The following is a 21346-nucleotide window of genomic DNA, read 5'->3' as shown; positions in this document are numbered from 1 at the left end:
AATATGGAAGGTATGCATAATAGAGGAGGTTCACATGAAGCGTCTTGACATACGCAACATTGCAATTATTGCCCACGTTGACCACGGGAAAACGACTCTGGTTGACAAACTATTGATCCAATCGGGCACATTCCGCTCTAACCAACAGGTAGAGGAGAGAATGATGGACTCCAACGACCTAGAGCGCGAGCGTGGAATTACGATCCTGGCGAAAACTACGTCCGTACAATACAATGAATTCACCATCAATATCCTGGATACACCGGGCCATGCTGACTTCGGCGGCGAGGTTGAGCGTATCATGAGCATGGTGGATGGCGTTCTTTTGATCGTCGATGCATTCGAAGGCTGTATGCCACAAACACGCTTTGTATTGAAAAAAGCGCTGGAAGCAAAAGTTACCCCAATCGTTGTCGTGAACAAAGTAGACCGCGACAATGCACGTCCTCAAGAAGTTATCAACGAAGTGTATGACCTGTTCATTGATCTGGATGCGACGGAAGACCAATTGGAATTCCCAATCGTGTATGCTTCCGGTCTGCAAGGAATTGCCGGACATGAGCCAGATAAACTGGAAGGCGACCTTCGCCCACTGTTTGACACCATCATCGAGCATATGCCTGCTCCTGACGCAGACGAATCTGCTCCGCTCCAAATGCAAGTAACCATGCTGGATTACAACGACTTTTTGGGTCGTATCGGGATTGGCCGTATTTATCGCGGAACCATGAACCTGAATGATATGGTATCGGTAACCACTCGTGAAGGTAATGTGAAAAAAGCTCGTATTCAAAAATTGTTCGGTTTCTCCGGTTTGCAACGAGTTGAGCAAAAAACAGCAAGAGCGGGAGATATCGTAGCGATTTCGGGTATTGACGATATTAACGTAGGGGAAACTGTTTGTCATATTGACCATCCAGAAGCATTGCCATTGCTGAAAATTGACGAACCTACTCTGCAAATGACGTTCCTGGTGAATAACAGCCCGTTTGCTGGTCGCGAAGGTAAGCACGTTACTTCCCGCAAACTGCGCGATCGTCTGATGGCTGAGCTGGAGACAGATGTATCTCTTCGTGTGGATGAAACAGATTCGCCAGATGCGTATGTAGTATCTGGACGCGGTGAATTGCACCTGTCCATTCTAGTAGAAAACATGCGTCGTGAAGGCTTTGAGCTAGGTGTATCCAAGCCTGAAGTTATCATCCGTATGATCGACGGTCAAAAAATGGAACCTGCAGAGCTCTTGATCATTGACGTGCCTGAAGAATATACAGGGCCTGTCATGGAGACATTGGGTCAACGCAAAGCCGAAATGGTGAACATGATCAACAACGGCTTCGGACAAGTACGTTTGGAGTTCATCATTCCATCCCGTGGTTTGATCGGTTACCGTACCGAGTTCTTGACCATCACACGTGGTTACGGCATTCTCAACCACTCCTTCGACAGCTATCGTCCGCTGGTTCAAGGAGCGGTAGGTGGACGTCACGCAGGGGTACTGATTTCCCATGAGACAGGTACAGCCTCCACATACGGCCTGATGTCCGTAGAAGATCGCGGAATGATGTTCATTCAGCCAGGTACAGAAGTATATGAAGGAATGATCGTGGGCGAGCATAACCGCGACAATGACCTGACTGTTAACGTATGTAAAGAAAAGCATGCGACTAACGTACGTTCTGCTAACAAAGATGAGACCGTAAAAATGAAGGCTCCACGCCTTCTTTCTCTTGAAGAAGCATTGGAGTACTTGAATGACGACGAGCTGTGCGAAGTAACTCCTCAATCCGTTCGTCTGCGCAAAAAATATCTGAACAAATCAGATCGTGAGCGCTACGAGAAGCAAAGACGTTGGGAAGTACAACCGCAAGCATAAGCTTAAAATGAGAAACGCCACTGTATCCTGTTAAGGGATGAAGTGGCGTTTTCGTTTTATTGATTGGTCATGTCGATGAGTTGAAGCGGGGATGAGCCCACTGACGCCAACGAAAAAAAGCTCCTGCTCAGCGATTGGGTGCGGGAGCTTTTGACTTTTCAAGGGAGTCCTTATAGGAGACTTTCAATATCTGAGACGAGCTCCTCGGGCTGTGTACGAGCACCGATGCGTTTTACGACATGACCATTTTTATCCACGAGGAATTTGGCGAAGTTCCACTCGATATCTTGATTTTCTTCGTTCGGGGCATGCTCCTTCAAGTACTGATACAACGGGTGAGTACCAGGACCATTGACATCAAGCTTCGCAAACAGTGGAAACGTCACGCCATAATTTCGATCGCAGAACGTTGCGATTTCTTCTTCTGTTCCTGGCTCTTGACCAGCGAACTGGTTGCAAGGGAAGCCAAGAACGACGAGACCCTTATCCTGATAGCGCTCATACAGCTCCTGTAGCCCTTTGTATTGAGGAGTAAGGCCGCATTGGCTAGCGACATTCACGATTAGCAGTACATGCCCTTTGAAGGCGGTTAATGTCTTCTCTTCACCGGAAATCGTTTTGACGGCAATATCATACAAGCTCATCTTATTCCCACCTTTTTCTACTGACGTATCCTCATCATAGCATGTACGGCGAAAATCATGCCAGCAACATGGAAAGGACTACCGTTTTTTGACACAGAATCCACCACCTGATAAAGTAAGAAAGATAGCGTTTTCCTAAGAAAAAAGGAGTGACTATTCGTTTCATTCCGCCTATGTAGTGGCATGTGAAGCGTTAGGAGTTTCACCGCTTGAAGACAGGAGAGATAACTGATGGACTGGATACAAATCGCATCAACTTATGTGCCAACTAATCCAGATCAGCTCACAGCATATGATAGCTTTCGCGTATGGGCTGATAAATATCGGGCTTGGATTTTGTTCGTGGAATTAATTATCGTCTATTATCTTGGCTTTGCTACCCGTATCCGTATGCCTATTTTGAAAAACGTGCTTCTGTACATTCTATTGTTTGCTGGAGCCCTCATTTTCGCTATTTTGGATGTGCAGCTTCCTGTGAAAAGTGCAATGTTCGTGGCGATTGCAATTCTCGTGATAGTGAAGGTACGGATCAAGCCGGAGCAAACGGGGCGAAAGTGAGGAGAACCGCGTGAAACGTGAAGATGCACTCTTTAATTGGCTCCAAATCCAAGTGGTTGCCGATGCGCGACCAGAAGACCGCTCTGCTTTGGATACAGCTGCTTTTTTCTTGCAATTGCTGAAAGAGGATCATCAAATCAGCGATATCGGCTATCGTCAGGAAGGCAGCTGGTACGTGCTATTTGGAAACGCTGATTCACAGTCTATGGAAGTGCGATACCCGGCGGAATCAGTCGAAGCTTTACTGGTCGCGATTGAGAGTGAACCCAAGTACAATTGTAATTAACGGGACAAAGACTCCCCCACTTGCCGAAATGGTTCGGAAGGTGGGTGGAGTTTTTTTGTATCAAGGGCTTGTCATAGGTAATAAGCCGCGGTTTCTTGGATGATGCAACTTTTGAAAAAGATTTCCCGTCAATATTCATGCCCCATACAAACACGGGGATTTTGACAGACTAGAAGGGGGAACTACCATTGAAAAAGTACATGACGAAGCCCGTATTAGCCGTGGTGACAGCTGCAGGTATTATTGGGTGCTTGACGCCGATTTTTGCCGATGCAAGCTCGATTGCTAGTCCAAGTGCCACAAAGGTAGTCATGAATGACGAGGGGAAGCAAGTCACACGCTACAATCTGAAAGAGCTTGCCCAAAATGATCCAACCACGTTGAATATGCTCTTGAAAAATCAAGCGGATCACTTGTACATCATTGTAGAAGAGATTAACTTGAATACGAAGCTGCAAACCTTTATGGAAGAAAACAAGGCGGAGTGGGAGCGTATTTACAACGAGTACTACAGCGATATTTGGCTGGAAGTGCGCTTGACAGACAATGATGAAGAAATCGTGAGTGTAAATGCCAAGACTGAAAATAACAAAGTGTACATAAAGGGGATTGTGACTTCGAATGTCACCAAGGTGGTTGTGAAAAAGCCGAATTCCGACATCATTGAAGTCGTTCCAACTAAGGAGCACTCTTTTACGGTCAGCTTTGAAGCTCCTGATGCATCCTATGAACCGTATGTAACCGTGAGTGCCTATGAAGGCAGTAAGTTGGTAGATAGCGAAAAGGTAAAGATTGTTCCGAAAGCAGAAGAAGATAAGGAAATGATCATCCATACGATGTCTGTTTTGGATGCGAAGAAAAAGGAATTAAAAGTTAAAGGAATTGTCAAGCAGGGGGCAGACAAAGTAACTGTCACCTATAATGGTGTGAAAAAAGAGGCAAACGTGAAGAAGCTGTGGGATGGCGTAGGCAGCTTTACGGTTTCAGTAAAGGACGTACAAGCAGCGAAAGATCAAAAAGCCTTGATCGAGGTTTACGAGAATGGCAAGAAGGTTGATTCCGAGTCCGTTCAGGTAGAAATCGTGAACGCTCCTGACAAGGATCAAGCTACCGCATATGCCATCAAGGCGACTGCTGTAAACAATCCTGCAGCCAAGTCCATTCAGGTGAAGGGGACAGTAAGCGGCTGGAATAAAAAGGACGATACTAAATTGTTTGTAATCGCTCCTGACGGGAAGAAAAAAGAAATTGAACCGAATGACAAAGGTGAGTTTTCTTTGACATTGTCTTACAAGAATCACTCCTTTAGCGCCAAATCGATTCAATTTGCCTTGTATGAAAACGATAAGCTGGTCAAGAAAGCTGACGTCGCATTAAGCACAAAAGTTATTGTCGAGCCTGTGAAGAAAACAGATGACGATGATGATGACAAAAAGAAAAAAGAAAAAGAAAAAGGGAAGCAGAAAGATAAAGATAAAGATAAAGATAAAGATAAAGATAAAGATAAAGATAAAGATAAAGATAAAGATAAGCATCCCAACGGCAACGCGTATGGATATTGGAAAAAACATGGCAACCACGATGATGATCATGACGACGATGACAACGATCAAGGAGACAGAGACTAGTCTCTATCGTTAAGGCCGCTGCTTGTAAGTCTCGACGTACTCCACCAATTGTCTGATGTAATCCCCCAGAATGGGGATCGAAAGAAATTGCGTCAAGAGGGAGCCGAGGAAAGCTAAAACGATAGCAGTACCAATCGTCAACCCCAGACCCCGGGCAAGACCTGCGAGGAAATTGATCCAGAGCAGCTTGCGCGGGGCTGTGTAATTTTGAATCACATCTGCTAATCGGATATCCTCCAGGAACATCGCAATTTTATGCATCCGCTCATTTACCTTTCGAACTTCCTGAAGCTCTTCAAGAACTTGATCTATTTGTTGCATGAGGCGATCTGTAGGTGACAAGCTGTCCATCCCCTTCCACAATTCGGTATCGTTACTACCAGTCTAGGGAAAAAGACAACCAGAATCAAGGTGAAGAGGAAAGGTTTGCCTATCGGCTATGCGAAGAGTACAATGAACGTACAAAACGTTTGTTAGGAGGCTTTGAAATGGCTGAAACTGTTTCCCAATCTCTTTCCGAAGATTTATACAAGCTCTTGCAAAAGGAGCGTTTTGTTACCTTGGGCACAGTAGACCATGAGTCAGGGGCACCATCGCTCAGCTCCTTGTCCTGGACGTATGCTGTCACCGCCGATACGATTCGTTTTGCCGTGGATAACCGCTCACGTATTTTGGCTAATATTGCAAAGGAACCACAAGTTGTCCTGCATTTGATCGGTGCTGGCTCCTCTTTTGCCATTAATGGTCGTGCTACCGTCAAAACAGACCGACTGGAGGGTGTTCCACTCAAGCTAGCCATGGCGGAAATCAAAATTGAGGCCGTTCGTGATATTATGTTTTACGGTTCCCGTATTTCCGTAGAACCTCAATATGAAAAGACATATGATAAAAACGCGGCAGCGAAGTTGGACAATCAAGTTATGACTGCCTTAAAAGATGCAAACTAACGGGTGGAAATAAATTGTTGACAAGAATCCTGCCGATCCTTTAGTATTAGGGTCAATCAAATTGAATAGCAATCTTCTTATCCAGAGCGGCGGAGGGACTGGCCCGATGATGCCCGGCAACCAATCACCTGTATTTTAACAGGGAGATAATGGTGCTAATTCCTGCAGAGTTATCAAACTCTGAAAGATGAGAAGGATTTGCTTACGGTGACGTAAACAAAGCCTTCTTTCAGAGGAAAGGGGGCTTTTTTGATGCCCTCGAACACTATTGGAGGGAGAGAAACAGATATGAAATTAGAAACGAAGTTGATTCAGGCGGGAGTAGGCAGAGACGAAAAAACAGGGGCGGTGAGCTTTCCTGTTTACTATGCAACGGCTTATCGCCATCCTGCCTTGGGCCAGAGCACTGGATATGATTATACACGTACAGCCAATCCTACTCGCACTATCCTGGAGGAGACCATCACTGAAGCGGAATCAGGAGATGCAGGTTTCGCTTGCGCTTCAGGAATGGCTGCTGTTCATACCGTCATGGGCTTGTTTTCCCAAGGGGATCATCTAATCGTTTCACTCGATCTGTACGGAGGAACCTATCGCTTGTTCGAGCAAGTGCTCTCTCGCTATGGTCTTACGTTTTCGTATGTGGATTTGCGTGACATTGGTGCACTCAAAAATGCGATTCGCCCAGATACAAAGGCCATCTTCGTCGAGACACCAACCAATCCGCTCATGCAGATTACCGATATTCGAGCAGTAACGAAATTGGCGAAACAACACGGGCTCCTTACGATTGTAGATAACACATTCTTAACCCCGTATTGTCAACGCCCACTAGAGCTTGGTGCAGATATCGTCTTACATAGTGCAACCAAGTATTTGGCAGGACATAACGATGTGCTGGCTGGACTCATCGTAACAAAAGGGGAAGAGTTGTCGGAAAAAATCCGGTTTTTGCACAATTCAATCGGTGCTGTACTTGGACCACAAGATTGCTGGCTTCTCGTTCGCGGGATGAAAACATTGGCATTGCGCATGGAGCGTCATCAATCCAATGCCTTGATTGTAGCGGAAGGGCTGCGTGAGCATCCGGCAGTGGCGGAGGTATTTTATCCAGGTCTGCCAGAGCATCCGGGGCATGAGATACAGGTGAATCAAGCGACTGGGCATAGTGGGATGGTATCGTTCCGTGTACGCGATGTAGAGCAGGTGGGATTGTTCCTGCAAAATCTGCAAATCGTGTCCTTTGCGGAAAGTCTGGGTGGTGTCGAGTCATTGTGTACGTATCCGGCGACGCAGACTCACGCCGATATCCCGCAAGAAGTCAGAGTGCATGTCGGTGTTTGTGATCGATTGTTGCGACTGTCGGTTGGCATCGAGCATCCAGATGATGTCGTAGCCGATTTGTTTCAGGCATTGAATGCTAGTTTGGTCGTAGGGGGGAGTGTACGATGAATTTTGCAACCAAGATCCTCCACGGTTCGACTTGCATTGACCCGTTCACAGGTGCGTCGTCGGTTCCCATTTATCAGGCTTCTACGTTTCATCAGGCTGATATCGATCAGCCAGGTTCTTTCGATTATGCCAGATCAGGCAATCCGACGAGGCAGGCTCTAGAGGAAGCCATTGCGTCGCTGGAGGGAGGTGCACGGGGTTTTGCATTCTCATCTGGCATGGCTGCTATTTCCAGCGTGTTCATGCTGTTTTCAGCCGGAGACCATGTGGTAGTGGCGGAAGATGTATACGGAGGTACGTTTCGGTTTTTGACCAAGGTATTGTCGAGAATGGGCATCTCCGTTACATTCGTGGATGCGACAGAGACAGAAGCTGTTCGTGCAGCTATTACACCGGCGACGAAAGGCGTTTACCTAGAGACCCCTTCCAATCCCACCTTGAAGGTGACAGATATTGCTGCGGTTTCTCGTATCGCGAAGGAGCATGGCTTGCTCGTCATTGTCGATAATACGTTCCTAACCCCGTATTACCAGCGTCCATTGGAACTTGGAGCAGATGTGGTCATTCATAGCGCGACGAAGTTTATCGGAGGTCATAGCGACGTCGTGGCAGGTCTTGCCGTGACGAGAGAGGCTGCGTTAGGGGAGCAGCTCTACTTTATCCAGAATGGCATGGGAGCGATTTTGGGTGTGCAGGACTGCTGGCTCGTGATGCGTGGGCTCAAAACATTGAAAGCCCGTCTGGATGTGAGCACGAAGACAGCCGCGAGCTTGGCTGACTGGTTGTCTACGCATCCACAAGTAAGCCGAGTCTACTATACGGGACTGGCGGATCACCCCGGTCACCTGATTCAGACAGAACAAGCGAGTGGTCATGGGGCTGTTCTTTCCTTTGATGTAGGGAGCCGCGAGCGAGCGAAAGCGTTATTTGATCGCGTAAAATTGCCGATTGTGGCCGTTAGCCTCGGGGCAGTGGAAACGATTCTTTCGTACCCAGCTACGATGTCTCATGCAGCGATGCCTGCTGAGGAAAGAGCTGCAAGAGGAATTACGGATGGTTTGATCAGGTTGTCAGCTGGTTTAGAGGATTTCGATGACTTGGTGGCAGATTTGAAGCAAGCATTGGATTATTTGCCTTCTGAAGCATTAGTCAATAAAGAAAAAGAGGTATTCTCCCGGGCTTAAATCCGGGGAATACCTCTTTTCTTTTAAGGTGTTCCTGTACGATTTGCGTTGATTTTGTTTTGTCCTTGCGGCTCTTTGTGCATGCGTTTTTCTTTTACTTGAGAAGGTGTTTCTTCACGAGGCTGCACGCTACGCGGCAGCTGCGGCATAATCCGACCTACGATATCCGCTAACTCTTCCGTAATGCCGGCAACAGGATGACCGCGACGAATATCATCTCTCATCTCCCGTAACCGCTGTACGACGGCAGGGTCTGCGGTTACGACAGCGTTCGCTCCTTGAGGATCTTCTTTCAGTGCTTCCGCAACCGTATACTTAATGACGCCGACTTCTGGGCGATCCAGATTCGGATCAACTGTAATACCGACTGCGGCATATTTGCCCAAGACTACAGCAGTCGCGCTGTGTACCCTTTTCACACGTGTTGCCAGTTGGACCAGACGATCAGCGGTGGCTTGAGAAGATTGATTATAAGCAGGCTTAGGAACTGTTTGCTGAACGCGTTGAGTATGAGTGGCATGCTTGGGCTGTTTTGCGGCCTGATTCGCCGGCGGATTATTGCCCGACATGCATGCTGTAAGCAACAAGCTAAAACCGAGGCAGCAGATCATGATCCGTTTCACAGGCATTCTCCCTTTCCCAGTATTGCCTTCCTTCGTGAGGAGGGCAGGGTTACAAGTATTTTGTTCTGGGCTGCCCATTTTCATTCTGTCAATGGGTCGTCTATCTCTGTCTACCTGAACATAGACTGTAGTACATCACGTCGCCGCACTTGAGCATCCCTCCAAAAATTGCATAGGGTATATAAGAAGGGTAATAGGAGGCGAGATTTTGAAGAAAATCTACGTACTGGACACCAACGTACTCCTGCAAGATCCAAGGGCGATGTTTTCATTCGCTGACAACGAAATAGTCATACCAGCTGTCGTATTGGAAGAAATCGATTCCAAAAAGCGGTACATGGATGAAATTGGCCGCAATGCTCGGTACGTATCTCGGCTCTTTGACAGTTTTCGAGAGCTGGGGCATTTGCACACTGGTATTACCCTAGAAACAGGTGGGTTGTTTCGAGTGGAACTGAATCATTCCTCATTCCACCGCCTTCAGAAACAATTCACGGAAATGAGTAATGACAACCGCATTTTGGCGGTCGCACTAAACTTACAAGAGGAGGAAAACGGAAAACCGCAGCCAAGACCAGTCATTTTGGTAAGCAAGGATGCTCTCATGAGAGTCAAGGCTGATGCATTGAATATTTCCGCAGAGGATTTTCTTTCAGATCGAGTTGTGGGGGAGTTCTCCAGTATTTATCCGGGTTATCAGAAGATGATGGTAGCATCCGATATCATCAAGACCTACTATGCGACAAGAAAGCTGCAGCTGGCATCCTGTTTCCCACGCTATCGCTTTTACCCTCATCAATTTTTAGTGCTGAAGGACGAATGTAACCCATCTATTTCAGCGATTGGAAAAGTCGACCCGGACGGAAAAATGTTAGAAATGCTTGTGTCAGATGATGATCCGATTTGGGGCATCCGAGCCCGTAACGTGCAGCAACGGATGGCAACCGAATTGCTGCTACGAGATGATATCCCTTTAGTAACTATGACCGGTAAGGCTGGTACAGGAAAAACCTTGCTGGCATTAGCAGCGGGCCTGCTGCAAATCGAGGACCAGCAAAAATACAAAAAACTGTTAGTGGCAAGACCTATCGTTCCGCTTGGAAAAGACATCGGTTATTTGCCCGGCGAAAAAGAAGAAAAGCTTCGGCCGTGGATGCAACCGATTTATGATAATTTGGAATATCTATTCAACACAAAACGCCCAGGTGATTTGGATAAAATTTTGGCAGGCATGGGTAGCTTGCAGGTGGAAGCGTTGACGTATATTCGAGGGCGCTCCATCCCTGAACAATTTATTATCATTGATGAAGCGCAAAACTTGACAAAGCATGAAGTGAAGACGATTCTGACGAGGGTAGGGGATGGCTCGAAAATTGTGCTAATGGGTGATCCGGAGCAGATTGATCATCCGTACCTGGATGAGAACAACAACGGTCTAACCTACGTGGTAGAAGTGTTTAAAGACCAAAAGCTAGCTGGACATATCCGACTGGAAAAAGGCGAACGGAGTGTGCTCGCACAGCTGGCCGCAGATTTATTGTAAAGAGGATGTATGAAAAACAGCGAGGAGGTCATACTATTTCTGTCGAGCCCGATGATTCATGTAAGTAAACGGCGAAATGCCTTGCAGGAGGCGAAGATCCGTGGATAATCATGATCAAGCAATCGACGAAAGTCGTATGGAGATTAACCGATTCCTTTAGCTACTTTTCTCTACGATGGAGGTTGAAGAGCCAAAGAGAATAACCGGTAGAACCCCATAAGCAATTCGGGCTCGACAAGGACCGCTCCTCATTGGAGCGGTTTTCATTTTTTGCAGATTCGGAGGTAAAAAGAAAAACGCGGATTAAAAATACCCGCGTCTTTGTTCGATTTCCTTATGTAGCAGCTGCGATCGCATTTCGCAATGACGAAATACATCCGATGTGCATTCCTTCATGGAAAAGAGTGAAGACCATCATTTCCCCATAAGTATGCATAGTGCCTTTGTCTCCTAGTTGAAACGGTTTTGGCAATGGATCATTCAAACGGGAATGCAATTCTTCTTTAATACGCACATGTTGTTCTTTTAGCTCTGCAGCTAAGGTCTCGAGGGAAGGTCCTTCTTTTTGCCAATCAGCAGGCTTGGTTCCTGGAGAGAACATCGCTGCGTAATACGGAGGACATTTCATTCCTTCTGGTCCGAAGAGCAAGTAATCCTGTGTCAGGAGAATATGACCAATATTCCAGCGAATGTTGTTTTTAAAGCCATCTGGAACCACGTCTGCTTCTTCCTCGGTTATTTCCGTTAATCTCGCCAAAAACATTCCGCGAATCAAGTCATACTGATTCCATACAAAAGAAAAGTCCTGCATAGCAATCCCTGCCCTTCCTCATATTTACATGCACTTCACATGTTACCGTATAAACAACAAAGGGGAAATATACAAACTGCAAAAAACTTTGCAAGTTGTCCCTCCATCTCCATACATATGTACAAAGGAGGGAAGAATGATGGTTACGTTGGATTCATCTATTTCTTTTTTGATTTATATAACAGCGGTGTCCAGCGCGGCAGCGGGTGTTACGGAAGCTTTCAAATCAGTCGTTCCCTTTTTGGCGACGGACTATGAGGCGAAAGAAAATTGCTGGGAGGATCAGTATCATGCTGCTCGATTGATGCACTACAAGCGCTTTTTCAATCTGCTTATTTCCGTATTGGCTGCTGGTGTCATTTTTGGCATGCTTGGTCTAGACCCGGCTCTCATTTTAACTGGTTCTGAATCCGCTTATGTAAAAAATTCGTGGCAGTTAGGAACCTGGATGTGGGGAATTGTTGCGGTTTTCGGCTCGCCTTTTTTCGCATCACTCCTCAAAATATTAGAAAGCTTCAAACAATCGGTGGACAGCAATCTGCCGCCAAATCGACCGCGCCGTAAAGTCAGCGGAACACGAGAATAAGCTCGTCTCCCGATGCTTGCCCGATGCTTGCCGGATACGCTAAGATAACCAAAAGAGCGGGTAGCAAAGGTGGGCACAGGAGAATGATCTGGAAACGCTTGCGAATGACTGCGTTTTGGGTGTTGGCTGTAGTTGTCTTGGTCGCGTGTTCGGCCCAGTCGGAACCAACTGCTGCATTTGACCCTGAAAATCAAAAGGAATACGGAGTGAACGGCATTTTTCTCGGACAGAACATAAAAGAAGCGATGGATATCTTGAAGCCGACAAAAGCTGATTTTATGGATATGGTGACAAGGCAAAGCTACACGGTGGAGCAGATGGCCCAGGGGGCGGGTGACGCCGTGATGGGGATGCTCTTGATTGATCAAACCCAGATGATGATCAAAGTACACAAAGGTGAATTGACATCGATCATGCTGGGAGGAGTTCCCCGTGAGGATGTGCAAAAGTTCAAAACATATCGAGGACTCGTCATGTTTGATAGCGCTGAACAGCTAGAGAAGCTATATGGCAAAGGAGAGGGCGAACAAGAAGTGGTATATGAAGGCGGCAAGTACACCGCCAATTTTGGTCTTGTGGACAATCAAGTGGCATGGTTCCGATTTGATCGTAAAGCATCGTAAAAAGGAGGGGAGTTCGCTTATCAGGAACTCCCTTTTTGTTTTTGTAGAACTCATTCAGTTGGATGGAGCCAAGCGAGGTTCACTTGATAAGCCTTCGCGATTCCCTCTGCCAAAGGAATCAAGCTTTGATCGATCAGGTAGGCTTCAGGTTGTTGGGGATTTTCAGGTACCACGCCTAGAACATGCTCGTGGAGTTGCTCCATGGCTGCCCATTGATCTTCTGATTGGGTAGAAGCCCCGAGCGTTACGATGGCAACTCGATCTGCATATACATACAAATGTTCATTTTGGGAGATAAAACCGATATCATCGAGTTGATCGATTGTAGATGCTGAAGGGAGCAACAGTAGTGAAAAAGCGTCACCTAACATGTTGGATTTCTCCAAAATGGTTTCCAGCTTCTCTTGTTCGGCTTGGTTCTCTACAATAAAAAGCAGTTTGTCCCGATCAAAGACATTGACATGATCTCCGATTTTATGTATGACTTGAGCATAGAAGCCAGGGAGCTTCCCGGCCGGTACATTTAGTTCTATTCCGTACATATGGCGCATGTCATACCCCCATGTTTGCAACGTATTTTTTCTATCGTATCAAAAAATCAAGGAGGTTTCCTATGACGAATCAAAATTTTGCTATTGAATCCTATGCGTTGGGACCATTTCAAACCAACGCGTATGTGGTGACAAACACCGCGACCAACCAAACCATTGTGATTGACCCGGGTATGGAGCCAGATCAGTTGCTCCACGCTCTCGCGAATAAAAACGTAGTTGCCATTCTTCTGACGCATGCCCATTTGGACCACATTGGCGGTCTTAACCAAGTAAGAGAATTGACAAAAGCCCCGGTTTGCATTCACCCATTGGAGCAGGAATGGCTCACCAACCCTGATCTCAATGGATCGCGACGCTGGAATCTGCCTGAACTCATCGTATGTGAGCGGGCCGAGCACGACCTGGAGGATGGTCAGACTTTGGAGCTGGCAGGTTTTCACATTCAGGTGCTGCATACGCCAGGTCATTCTCCGGGCAGTTGCTCATTTGTAATTGGCCAGCACTGCTTCGGTGGCGACGTTCTGTTTAACCAGAGCATCGGGCGTACGGATCTCTTCGGAGGAGATTACGAGACACTGATGATCAGCATTCAAGACAAACTGTTTGAGCTCGATGATGAAACCATTGTTTATCCAGGACATGGACCGAAGACGACGATCGACTACGAGAAAACGTACAATCCGTTTGTCACAGGCATGCTTCGTTAGTCCCTTCATTATTCTTTATAAAGATTGGGAGAGGATTTTGTCAGATGGTGGAGAAAATGAAGGGGGTCACCATTTACTAAAGGAGTTATTCATTATGAATCGAACATGGAAATGGGCACTCATTCTCATTATCGCCTGCACGAGTCTGGTTGGGTGTGCAGCACCCATCGCCCAAGCACCCAACGTGAAAGTGCCTGGTCCCGAAACACCATCACAGACAGTGCCTAATCAACAGGAGACGCAACCTCCGACATTGCCATCAAGATTTCCTGAACAGCGTATCTCCCTTCTTGCCGTTGGGGATATCATGATGCACCAGGAGCAGTTGGATGCCGTCTGGGACCCAGCGACGAAAAGCTATGATTTTAAACGTTTCTTCCCAAATGTCATCCCGATGTTCCGTGAGGCAGACTTGGTCATCGGCAATCTTGAAACAACGATGAGCGGTAGCCAGGCAAAATACTCAGGCTATCCGATGTTTAATTCTCCTGAGTCGCTCGCACATACGTTGAAGGAAATGGGATTTACTGCGGTATCGACAGCGAATAATCATTCGATGGACCGCAAAGAACAAGGGGTTCTGCAAACCATCGAATATCTTGATGAAGCCGGTCTGAAGCACACGGGAACGTTTGCAAGTCCCGAGGAACGGGATGAGCCCTTGTTGTTGACCAAGGACGGATTCACACTAGCCTTGCTATCGTATACGTACGGAACGAATGGAATCGCGATTCCAGAAGGCAAGCCATATCTGGTCAATCTGATTTCGCCGGAATTGATGAAAAAAGACATCGCCCGGGCAAGAGAAAAGGGAGCCGATCTGGTTGCAGTGGCTCTTCATTTCGGAAATGAGTATCAACGCATGCCAAGTCCTGAACAAATCAAGACCGCAGAGCAAGCTTTAACATTTGGAGCGGACTTGATATTGGGCGCGCATCCACATGTAGTACAACCTTACGAATGGAAGACGGTTACCCTCGAAGACGGGCGTGAACACAAAGGGCTGATCACCTATTCTTTGGGCAATTTCATCTCTGCGCAACGATGGGACTACAAGGATGTTGGCGCAATCCTGAAGGTTGTGCTGTACAAGAATGAGTCAGGAGAGGCCAGCATCGAAAGCGCTGAAATGATTCCGACCTACGTTCATTTTTATCGAAAAAATAACAAGCGCAATTATGTCATTTACCCGGTGTCAGAAACATTGGAAAAGCTGAAACAGGGGCAGAAATACCCTACGCTTACGAAAGAAGCGATTCAATACATGACACAATTGCAGAAGGAAATACCAGCTCATGTAAATAAGGTTGTTTCCAAGAAAAAAGCCAGCTAACAAATAGCTGGCTTTACTTCTTTCCGAATCCAAATGGAAGATTGAGTTGTAACTGGAGCTTTAATTCTTCGTCCATCAGCGTGATGCCTTGTACTTGGATATTGGGGGAGATCAGCTCCGGATAAAATCCGAGATCGTACGCTTCCTCCATTTCCTCCACGGTTGATTGAGGCAAGGCAAAGCCATCAAAGTACAGCTCGGTAATGTGGAATTTGAGATGGGTTGGGGAGACGAGCTCGTAGTTACCAACGAGCTTTAGCTCCATCTGATCATACGTGCCTTCCACGGTCAGCTTGTTATCCTCAAATGAAAAACGGGATTGTTTGAACAAGGCGTCTTTCTCTACCAAAAAATTGTTGAAGTCAGTCTGGTTGATGGTTAGCGTATGTTTGAGGAGACCATCCGACTGAATTCGATCCGGCGTCGCCAACTCGGGAACTTGAACCATGACCTGCGCAAGCATTCCAAAGAACGTTTGGAATGCGGGCAAACCACGTTTTTCCCAGTCTAATATCAAGTGATTCATCATGGATTCCACGATCGTCGGGTCATCCAGTTTTTGTACGTTTTTTTCTTTTTCAGCGGCAATGGCGAGCATCTCTGCTAATTGAAGCTCGTATTTTTTTCGCAACGTTTGAAGTTGGTTCAATCGATTCTTTTTGTCGGATTGCATCGCGGTGAGCTTGCTGCGCTCAGTATGATAGGACTCTAGTCGAGACATGTCACGCTCGAACAAGATCTCGTAGAAGTCGTACATCAATAAGAACTGATTGAAATTTTCCGCATTTAATAGTAACGTCAGAAGATTAGTACGCTCGCCCATATAGTAGGCCCGCGCTACCTCACCGGCACGACGTTGTGTCGCTTCCATCACCAGCTTTTGTCGTTGCAAATCGAGATCCATTTGAGCGATTTCCCCGTATGTCCGCGTCTCTTCTTCCTTAAGTAAGGTGAGGGTTCGCTCCAGCTCTTTCTGTGTAAAATGCTGCTGGAGGATGAGCTGCTCCAAAGGGGTAGCGGGCTCTTCCTGGGCGAACACCGTCAGTGGACATACAAGCAGGAACAAGACGAGAAGAAATTTGCGCATGATTTCACCTTTTGCTTTTGCCTTTCCATATTGTATGCTTCTTTTCGTATTATAGCCTTATCTAGTTGAATTTGGATAGCAGGAGAAGAGCTAATGACGATGATCGAACTGATTCGCAAGGAAATAGCAAACCAACCAGCGAAAGCGATTACGTTCGCGCGCTTTATGGAGTTGGCACTATACCATGACACTTTTGGATATTATATGGTCGAACAACCCAAAGTAGGCAAAGCGGGAGATTTTTATACAAGTGCATCGGTACATCCCGTCTTTGCGGAAACGATCGCTGATGCCCTCTTGGCATTATGGGAGGAGGCGAATATTACTTCGCCTGTTCTTGTTGAGATTGGTGGTGGAACTGGGGCTGTATGTCGTCACATGCTGGAGCGCATCCGTGAGAGTAAGCCAGAGGTATACAAAGAACTGACGGTCGTTTTAATAGAAGCGAGTCCGTATCATCGGAAAATGCAGCAAGAGGCGCTCCAGTGGCACGAGGGTTCGAAGCGGTGGTATTCTTCCGTGAGTGAAGCTGCCAAGCATGAAAAAATAGAAGGGGTTATCTTCTCGAATGAATGGCTGGATGCGTTCCCTGTACATATTGCAGAGAAAACCAGATCCGGCTGGCAAGAAGTGTGGGTGCGTGTTGGTGAGGACGGGTTGGAAGAGTGTTTGGGGGAGATGACTCCAGCGCTAGGGGAATATGTGCGCGGGCTGAATTTGAAGCTGCCAGTCGGAATGCGTATCGAGGTAAATTTGACAATGGAAGAAGCCTCGCAAGAAGTTTCCTGCCTGTTGAAAAGAGGGTTCGTCATCACCATTGATTACGGTGACCTGCAAAAAGAGCTCTACCATCCCAGTCGCAAAAATGGAACACTGATGTGCTACCATCGTCATCAAGCTCATACGAATCCGTATATCCACATAGGCGAACAAGACTTGACGACACACGTGAATTTTTCTGCGTGGAAAGAGTATGGAGAAAAGGCTGGTTTACGGGAAATAGACTATATGAGACAGGAGCGGTTTTTGATGAGGAATGGCTTGCTTCATAAAGCGGTCGCGCATATGGATACAGACCCTTTCACGAGCGTTGCGATGAAACGGAATCGGGCGATCCAGCAGTTGATCGATCCTGCTGGCTTGGGTGGGCGTTTTTGGGTCATGGTCCAAGAAAAAGGCACCCGGGAGTAAAAGAAGAGGAGAACGGAGAACACAAAAAAAGATGCTCATGACGAGCATCTTTTTTCTTACATGATCAGTTGTAGTAAAGCGTGTTCTTGTGGGCCTACAGGCATCACGAAGAACGTGTAATACGTGAATCCAACAAAAGACAGGAACATAAAGCCGAAGAAAATGTTTAGGTATACTCGTTCAGTCAGGTTCATGTAGCTCAGCGCTACAAAGAAAGCAGTCAAACTGAAGAAGATGAGCGCCATCGGGTACAATTCTGCCCAGAACGCCATCAACGCGATCACGATGGTCCAGAAACCAAGAACGCGATACATACGATCCATTTTTGTCCCCCCTTTTTGCCTCGAACGGTAAGATTTACAAGATTCCTTCCCCATTATATAGGACAGGTGAACACGTGTAAACGATAAAGGTATGACGGATTGTTGTCGCCCGGGGAGGAGAGACTGGACTTGCGGTGCTAATACTGAATTAGCGTATAGTTGCATGATTGGCAACCGCGAATTTTGGAATCATCCTCACGTAATTCAATGTTCCCTAAGTACGTTTCGAATATTCCCATCAACAGAGCGTTATGCATCTGGCATACGGCATTCGGATATTTTTTAGCACTGTCAGAGAAGGTGCAATTATTTACGCGAAAACGCAGCTTTCCTTCATCCATTGCTTCGATGTCTGGTTTCAATCCCTGAGCCACGACAATCCGATGGATCAGGTCCAATTTTTCTTCCATAGAGGTAGTTTCTAAATTGATTCCACTTTGGACAACCGCCCGTTTTGCCATCTCTGTTCCAATACGATGTCCCATTTTAATTAGAGCGGCTTCGCCAGCTTCGCCGAGCGAGAGAAGACTTTCAATCGCGATATCGGCCAGAAGCTGATAGTCACGTGGTGGGAATTGCAGACTCACAACCTGTTCAGATAATGAGTACAACCGACTGGGGCGTCCTCCCTTACCACTTTTGTCTGTAACAGCTGTGAGTAGATGCACGTCCTCTAGCTTCGTTAAGTGCAAGCGTGCCACATTAGGGTGGATAGAGAAGTGATCAGCTATATCCTGAACCGTGATGGGATCTTTACAGTAGGCGACAAATTGGTAAATGGAAAAACGGGTGGGGTCAGCTAAACAACTGGTTAACTTTTGCGCATCGTGGTTCATGCCGAAACCCCTTTCTCAAAACAATCTCCATAAATTCGAGTAAACAATCCACATAAGTGTATCCCATTTTGTGTTTCTTGTTAAGGTAGCAGTGTGCTACAACAGCATATCACATGAATTTTTCGTCTAGTTTTTAGATTAACTACTATTGACATAGTGTTAATGAAGCATTAAAATCCAAAGTAAGGAAAAAAATTTATTGGCTAACTTTTTGTAAGGGACTGAACGAAACATCAAGAACTTCAAATGGTAAGACTTTTATAGATGAAATCATTCGTGATAGTTAAGATGGAGGGGTAACCAATGGCCGTTGCTGAACGTACACAAACACAAAAATTAACGTTTTTCACTTATCCGAGCTGCACATCCTGTCGCAAAGCGAAGGCATGGCTGGCAGAAAATGGAGTGAATTACGAAGAGCGTCACTTGTTCAAAAATCCACCGACAGCAGAAGAACTGCTGGATATCATCAAAATGACTTCTAATGGCTTGGATGAAATCTTGTCGATGAGAAGTCAGCGTTTTAAAAACCTGGATGTCGATGTTAATGATATGTCGGTGAAGGAACTGCTCGAAATGCTTAGTGAAGATCCTCAGCTTTTGAAGCGTCCGATCCTGACTGACGGTGAAAACCTGATCGTCGGATTCAATTCTTCCGCCATGAAAAATCTGCTGTCGTAATAAAGAGGGGGTGCATACCTCCTCTTTTTTGTTTGTCCGCTGAAAGGTACAATAAAGCAACAACCTGATAAAGAAAGTGGGAGTTTTTATGGAAACCTTGCTTTTGCAAAAGCAGGACGGAATCGCCACGATCACATTAAATCGACCGCATGTACATAATGCGATCAGCGTGGAGCTGGTTGATGAACTACAGCAGGTCTTGCAAGAATGCCAAGTTGATCCTGAGGTAAAGGTTTTGATTGTGACAGGGACGGGAAGAAGCTTTGTTTCCGGGGGCGATTTGAATCAGTTTATTGCAGCGCGCGGTTTTGAACAGGCCTATCCATTGCTCAGTAAAGTAACAGGGCTTTTGTCAGCGATTGATCAGTATTCCAAACCAGTGATTGCCATGATTAACGGCGCAGCAGTTGGAGGTGGCTGTGAGTTTGCGGGCGCGTGTCATTTCCGGTTTGCCAGTGAAAGGGCGATTTTCGGGTTTGTACAAATCAGCATGCATATTACGACAGGCTGGGGTGGAGGAAGTCGGCTGTTGGACTTGCTGCCAGAGTCAAAAGCACTCGCTCTCCTGTTGACTAGTGACAGATTACGTGCAGAGGAAGCCAAGTCCTACGGTTTTGTTGATGAGGTTTACACAGAAGAGAAGCTGCATGAAGAAGTATATCGATTCGCTCGGAAAGTGGCGGCTCAACCACTAGCTGGCATTGAAGCGTACATGAAGATCTTGCAGTGGAAGCGTATGGGCATCCCGCAAGAAGAACGAATCCGGCGCGAAGTGAGTCAATGTGCGCATCTATGGGGTAGCCCTGAACACGTCGCCGTAGTGGAAAGTTTCCTGACAAAGCGCCCATCGTCCTGATCGATGTAGTCCTTTTCGTTTAAACATTTATTTGCTTGGACATACTTTTTCTAGTAGAAAGCGATTCTACAAGAGTAGGGAAAAGCATAGGATGAAATACATCATCCTTTTTAAAGGTAACGGGAGGGACTCATATGGTAGCTTCCAGACAAGACGCATGGACCGAAGATGACGATCTAGTGTTGGCGGAAGTCACCTTGCGCCACATACGCGAAGGCGGCACACAGCTTGCTGCATTTGAAGAAGTGGGTCAAAGGTTAGGAAGGACAGCAGCTGCGTGCGGCTTCCGCTGGAACAGTTGCGTGCGTAAACGGTACGATGCGGCCATTTCGATTGCCAAAAGCCAACGACAGCAGCTGAAAAAGCTCGGGAGGATTCAAACACCGACTCCTGTGGTGGCTGAGGTCGAGGTTGTCGCGTTGCACACAAAACGTTCTGAGACACCAGCAGTAGAGGTACACAAGTACGAGGATGTTGAGGAGCAGCAGATTGAAGCGGTTATTCGCATGCTCGTCAATCAAAAAGAAATGACTCGACGCGTACGACAATTGGAACAAGAGTTGGAAGGAAAAGAGCTGGAGTTAAAAGAATTGAAAGAAGCCCATGAACGCGCTAGAAAAGAACTGGATCAGGTTCAGGGTGTCAACGATGACTACCGTGCGTTGGTACAGATCATGGAACGTGCGCGCAAGCTTGCTTTTTTGCAGGAAGAGGATTCCAACAAAGCAATCTTTAAAATGGACGAAAATGGGAATTTGGAGCGCGTGGAAAAATAAAATTAGTTCTATGTAATGAAAAAAGAAGCGGGTAGAAGTCTGCTTCCCTTAAACAGTATGTTGCACCAACAACTGGCCGACGACGGGGGTGTTTGGAATTCTTATCCACAACACCCCGTACCGGTCGCTATCCTGATCGGTTTTTCGAGAAGTTTCGAATTCCGTACTAAGACAGTGATTCCGCATAAGGACAGGTCTTCCGTCGACGATTGGTCGGAAAGTGCCTGCCCTTTTTGTTTTA

At 46.6% G+C, this 21346-nt stretch carries 24 protein-coding genes and 1 riboswitch; of the genes, 16 read left to right on the top strand and 8 right to left on the bottom strand.

Features of this window, described 5'->3' with window-relative positions; genetic code table 11:
• Positions 1 to 34 precede the first annotated feature (34 nt).
• Positions 35 to 1876 (top strand): translational GTPase TypA, encoded by a 1842-nt coding sequence (gene typA, locus ACFYU8_RS08215; RefSeq protein ID WP_390294117.1) that lies wholly within the window; start codon positions 35 to 37, stop codon positions 1874 to 1876.
• A 170-nt stretch (positions 1877 to 2046) separates the two neighbouring features.
• Here the strand turns inward: typA and ACFYU8_RS08210 are convergent, their stop codons facing one another.
• Positions 2047 to 2520, bottom strand: coding sequence for a glutathione peroxidase (locus ACFYU8_RS08210; RefSeq protein WP_390294119.1), 474 nt, complete (start codon positions 2518 to 2520; stop codon positions 2047 to 2049).
• 231 nt (positions 2521 to 2751) lie between these two features.
• Between ACFYU8_RS08210 and ACFYU8_RS08205 the strand changes: the two genes are divergently transcribed.
• From ACFYU8_RS08205 to ACFYU8_RS08195, 3 genes are all read left to right on the top strand, one after another.
• Positions 2752 to 3078 carry a YlaH-like family protein gene (locus ACFYU8_RS08205; protein WP_390294121.1) on the top strand — a complete coding sequence of 109 codons (327 nt, stop codon included), beginning with the start codon at positions 2752 to 2754 and terminating at the stop codon, positions 3076 to 3078.
• Between the two features lie 10 nt (positions 3079 to 3088).
• On the top strand, positions 3089 to 3364 hold the full coding sequence (locus ACFYU8_RS08200) for a hypothetical protein (RefSeq protein WP_390294123.1): 276 nt from the start codon (positions 3089 to 3091) through the stop codon (positions 3362 to 3364).
• 188 nt (positions 3365 to 3552) lie between these two features.
• A complete protein-coding gene (locus tag ACFYU8_RS08195) occupies positions 3553 to 4992 on the top strand; it encodes a hypothetical protein (RefSeq protein ID WP_390294125.1) in 1440 nt (479 codons plus the stop codon).
• A gap of 9 nt (positions 4993 to 5001) precedes the next feature.
• Here the strand turns inward: ACFYU8_RS08195 and ACFYU8_RS08190 are convergent, their stop codons facing one another.
• Positions 5002 to 5343, bottom strand: coding sequence for a DUF5665 domain-containing protein (locus tag ACFYU8_RS08190; RefSeq protein WP_007723262.1), 342 nt, complete (start codon positions 5341 to 5343; stop codon positions 5002 to 5004).
• 137 nt (positions 5344 to 5480) lie between these two features.
• Here ACFYU8_RS08190 and ACFYU8_RS08185 point away from each other — a divergent pair, with 137 nt between their 5' ends.
• The 3 genes from ACFYU8_RS08185 (at position 5481) to ACFYU8_RS08175 (ending at position 8575) form a co-directional block, all read left to right on the top strand.
• A complete protein-coding gene (locus ACFYU8_RS08185) occupies positions 5481 to 5939 on the top strand; it encodes a pyridoxamine 5'-phosphate oxidase family protein (protein ID WP_390294127.1) in 459 nt (152 codons plus the stop codon).
• Positions 5940 to 6013: 74 nt separating this feature from the next.
• Positions 6014 to 6133: riboswitch (SAM riboswitch) on the top strand.
• A 94-nt stretch (positions 6134 to 6227) separates the two neighbouring features.
• Complete coding sequence (locus tag ACFYU8_RS08180) at positions 6228 to 7391, top strand: aminotransferase class I/II-fold pyridoxal phosphate-dependent enzyme (protein ID WP_390294129.1); 1164 nt, start codon at positions 6228 to 6230, stop codon at positions 7389 to 7391.
• On the top strand, positions 7388 to 8575 hold the full coding sequence (locus ACFYU8_RS08175; RefSeq protein ID WP_390294131.1) for a trans-sulfuration enzyme family protein: 1188 nt from the start codon (positions 7388 to 7390) through the stop codon (positions 8573 to 8575). Before ACFYU8_RS08180 ends, ACFYU8_RS08175 begins: the two co-directional genes overlap by 4 nt.
• Before the next feature lie 23 nt (positions 8576 to 8598).
• Here ACFYU8_RS08175 and ACFYU8_RS08170 read toward each other — a convergent pair whose 3' ends face one another.
• On the bottom strand, positions 8599 to 9204 hold the full coding sequence (locus ACFYU8_RS08170; RefSeq protein ID WP_390294133.1) for a YhcN/YlaJ family sporulation lipoprotein: 606 nt from the start codon (positions 9202 to 9204) through the stop codon (positions 8599 to 8601).
• Positions 9205 to 9406: 202 nt separating this feature from the next.
• Between ACFYU8_RS08170 and ACFYU8_RS08165 the strand changes: the two genes are divergently transcribed.
• Positions 9407 to 10741, top strand: a complete 1335-nt coding sequence (locus ACFYU8_RS08165; RefSeq protein WP_390294135.1) for a PhoH family protein — start codon at positions 9407 to 9409, stop codon at positions 10739 to 10741.
• A 334-nt stretch (positions 10742 to 11075) separates the two neighbouring features.
• Here the strand turns inward: ACFYU8_RS08165 and ACFYU8_RS08160 are convergent, their stop codons facing one another.
• Positions 11076 to 11552 (bottom strand): DinB family protein, encoded by a 477-nt coding sequence (locus ACFYU8_RS08160; protein ID WP_390294137.1) that lies wholly within the window; start codon positions 11550 to 11552, stop codon positions 11076 to 11078.
• 139 nt (positions 11553 to 11691) lie between these two features.
• Here ACFYU8_RS08160 and ACFYU8_RS08155 point away from each other — a divergent pair, with 139 nt between their 5' ends.
• Both ACFYU8_RS08155 and ACFYU8_RS08150 read left to right on the top strand, forming a co-directional pair.
• On the top strand, positions 11692 to 12138 hold the full coding sequence (locus tag ACFYU8_RS08155; protein WP_390297181.1) for a hypothetical protein: 447 nt from the start codon (positions 11692 to 11694) through the stop codon (positions 12136 to 12138).
• Positions 12139 to 12221: 83 nt separating this feature from the next.
• Entirely contained in the window at positions 12222 to 12761 is a 540-nt protein-coding gene (locus ACFYU8_RS08150; RefSeq protein ID WP_390294139.1) for a hypothetical protein, read from the top strand.
• A 50-nt stretch (positions 12762 to 12811) separates the two neighbouring features.
• Here ACFYU8_RS08150 and ACFYU8_RS08145 read toward each other — a convergent pair whose 3' ends face one another.
• Positions 12812 to 13312, bottom strand: coding sequence for a hypothetical protein (locus tag ACFYU8_RS08145; protein WP_390294141.1), 501 nt, complete (start codon positions 13310 to 13312; stop codon positions 12812 to 12814).
• Between the two features lie 62 nt (positions 13313 to 13374).
• Here ACFYU8_RS08145 and ACFYU8_RS08140 point away from each other — a divergent pair, with 62 nt between their 5' ends.
• Both ACFYU8_RS08140 and ACFYU8_RS08135 read left to right on the top strand, forming a co-directional pair.
• Positions 13375 to 14022, top strand: coding sequence for an MBL fold metallo-hydrolase (locus ACFYU8_RS08140; RefSeq protein WP_390294143.1), 648 nt, complete (start codon positions 13375 to 13377; stop codon positions 14020 to 14022).
• Positions 14023 to 14116: 94 nt separating this feature from the next.
• Positions 14117 to 15355 carry a CapA family protein gene (locus tag ACFYU8_RS08135; RefSeq protein ID WP_390294145.1) on the top strand — a complete coding sequence of 413 codons (1239 nt, stop codon included), beginning with the start codon at positions 14117 to 14119 and terminating at the stop codon, positions 15353 to 15355.
• Positions 15356 to 15368: 13 nt separating this feature from the next.
• On the opposite strand, the gene ACFYU8_RS08130 is transcribed toward ACFYU8_RS08135, so the two are convergent.
• The gene (locus tag ACFYU8_RS08130; protein ID WP_390294147.1) at positions 15369 to 16442 is read right to left on the bottom strand and encodes a hypothetical protein; all 1074 of its coding nucleotides are present in this window, start codon (positions 16440 to 16442) and stop codon (positions 15369 to 15371) included.
• A 93-nt stretch (positions 16443 to 16535) separates the two neighbouring features.
• On the opposite strand from ACFYU8_RS08130, the gene ACFYU8_RS08125 reads away from it, so the two are divergent.
• Positions 16536 to 17633 (top strand): class I SAM-dependent methyltransferase, encoded by a 1098-nt coding sequence (locus tag ACFYU8_RS08125; protein ID WP_390294149.1) that lies wholly within the window; start codon positions 16536 to 16538, stop codon positions 17631 to 17633.
• Between the two features lie 56 nt (positions 17634 to 17689).
• Here the strand turns inward: ACFYU8_RS08125 and ACFYU8_RS08120 are convergent, their stop codons facing one another.
• The gene (locus ACFYU8_RS08120) at positions 17690 to 17956 is read right to left on the bottom strand and encodes a DUF2626 domain-containing protein (protein ID WP_007723294.1); all 267 of its coding nucleotides are present in this window, start codon (positions 17954 to 17956) and stop codon (positions 17690 to 17692) included.
• Positions 17957 to 18093: 137 nt separating this feature from the next.
• Positions 18094 to 18792 (bottom strand): helix-turn-helix transcriptional regulator, encoded by a 699-nt coding sequence (locus ACFYU8_RS08115; RefSeq protein WP_390294151.1) that lies wholly within the window; start codon positions 18790 to 18792, stop codon positions 18094 to 18096.
• A 303-nt stretch (positions 18793 to 19095) separates the two neighbouring features.
• Here ACFYU8_RS08115 and ACFYU8_RS08110 point away from each other — a divergent pair, with 303 nt between their 5' ends.
• The 3 genes from ACFYU8_RS08110 to ACFYU8_RS08100 all read left to right on the top strand — a co-directional run bounded on the left by ACFYU8_RS08110 (position 19096) and on the right by ACFYU8_RS08100 (position 21105).
• Complete coding sequence (locus ACFYU8_RS08110; protein ID WP_390294153.1) at positions 19096 to 19473, top strand: Spx/MgsR family RNA polymerase-binding regulatory protein; 378 nt, start codon at positions 19096 to 19098, stop codon at positions 19471 to 19473.
• Between the two features lie 88 nt (positions 19474 to 19561).
• Positions 19562 to 20329 carry an enoyl-CoA hydratase/isomerase family protein gene (locus ACFYU8_RS08105; protein WP_390294155.1) on the top strand — a complete coding sequence of 256 codons (768 nt, stop codon included), beginning with the start codon at positions 19562 to 19564 and terminating at the stop codon, positions 20327 to 20329.
• 134 nt (positions 20330 to 20463) lie between these two features.
• Positions 20464 to 21105 (top strand): RsfA family transcriptional regulator, encoded by a 642-nt coding sequence (locus ACFYU8_RS08100; RefSeq protein WP_390294157.1) that lies wholly within the window; start codon positions 20464 to 20466, stop codon positions 21103 to 21105.
• Positions 21106 to 21346 lie beyond the last annotated feature (241 nt).

Source organism: Brevibacillus sp. NPDC003359 (assembly GCF_042878995.1).
In the GTDB taxonomy this organism is placed as follows: Bacteria; Bacillota; Bacilli; order Brevibacillales; family Brevibacillaceae; genus Brevibacillus.
This window is presented reverse-complemented; position numbering and strand designations above follow the sequence as displayed.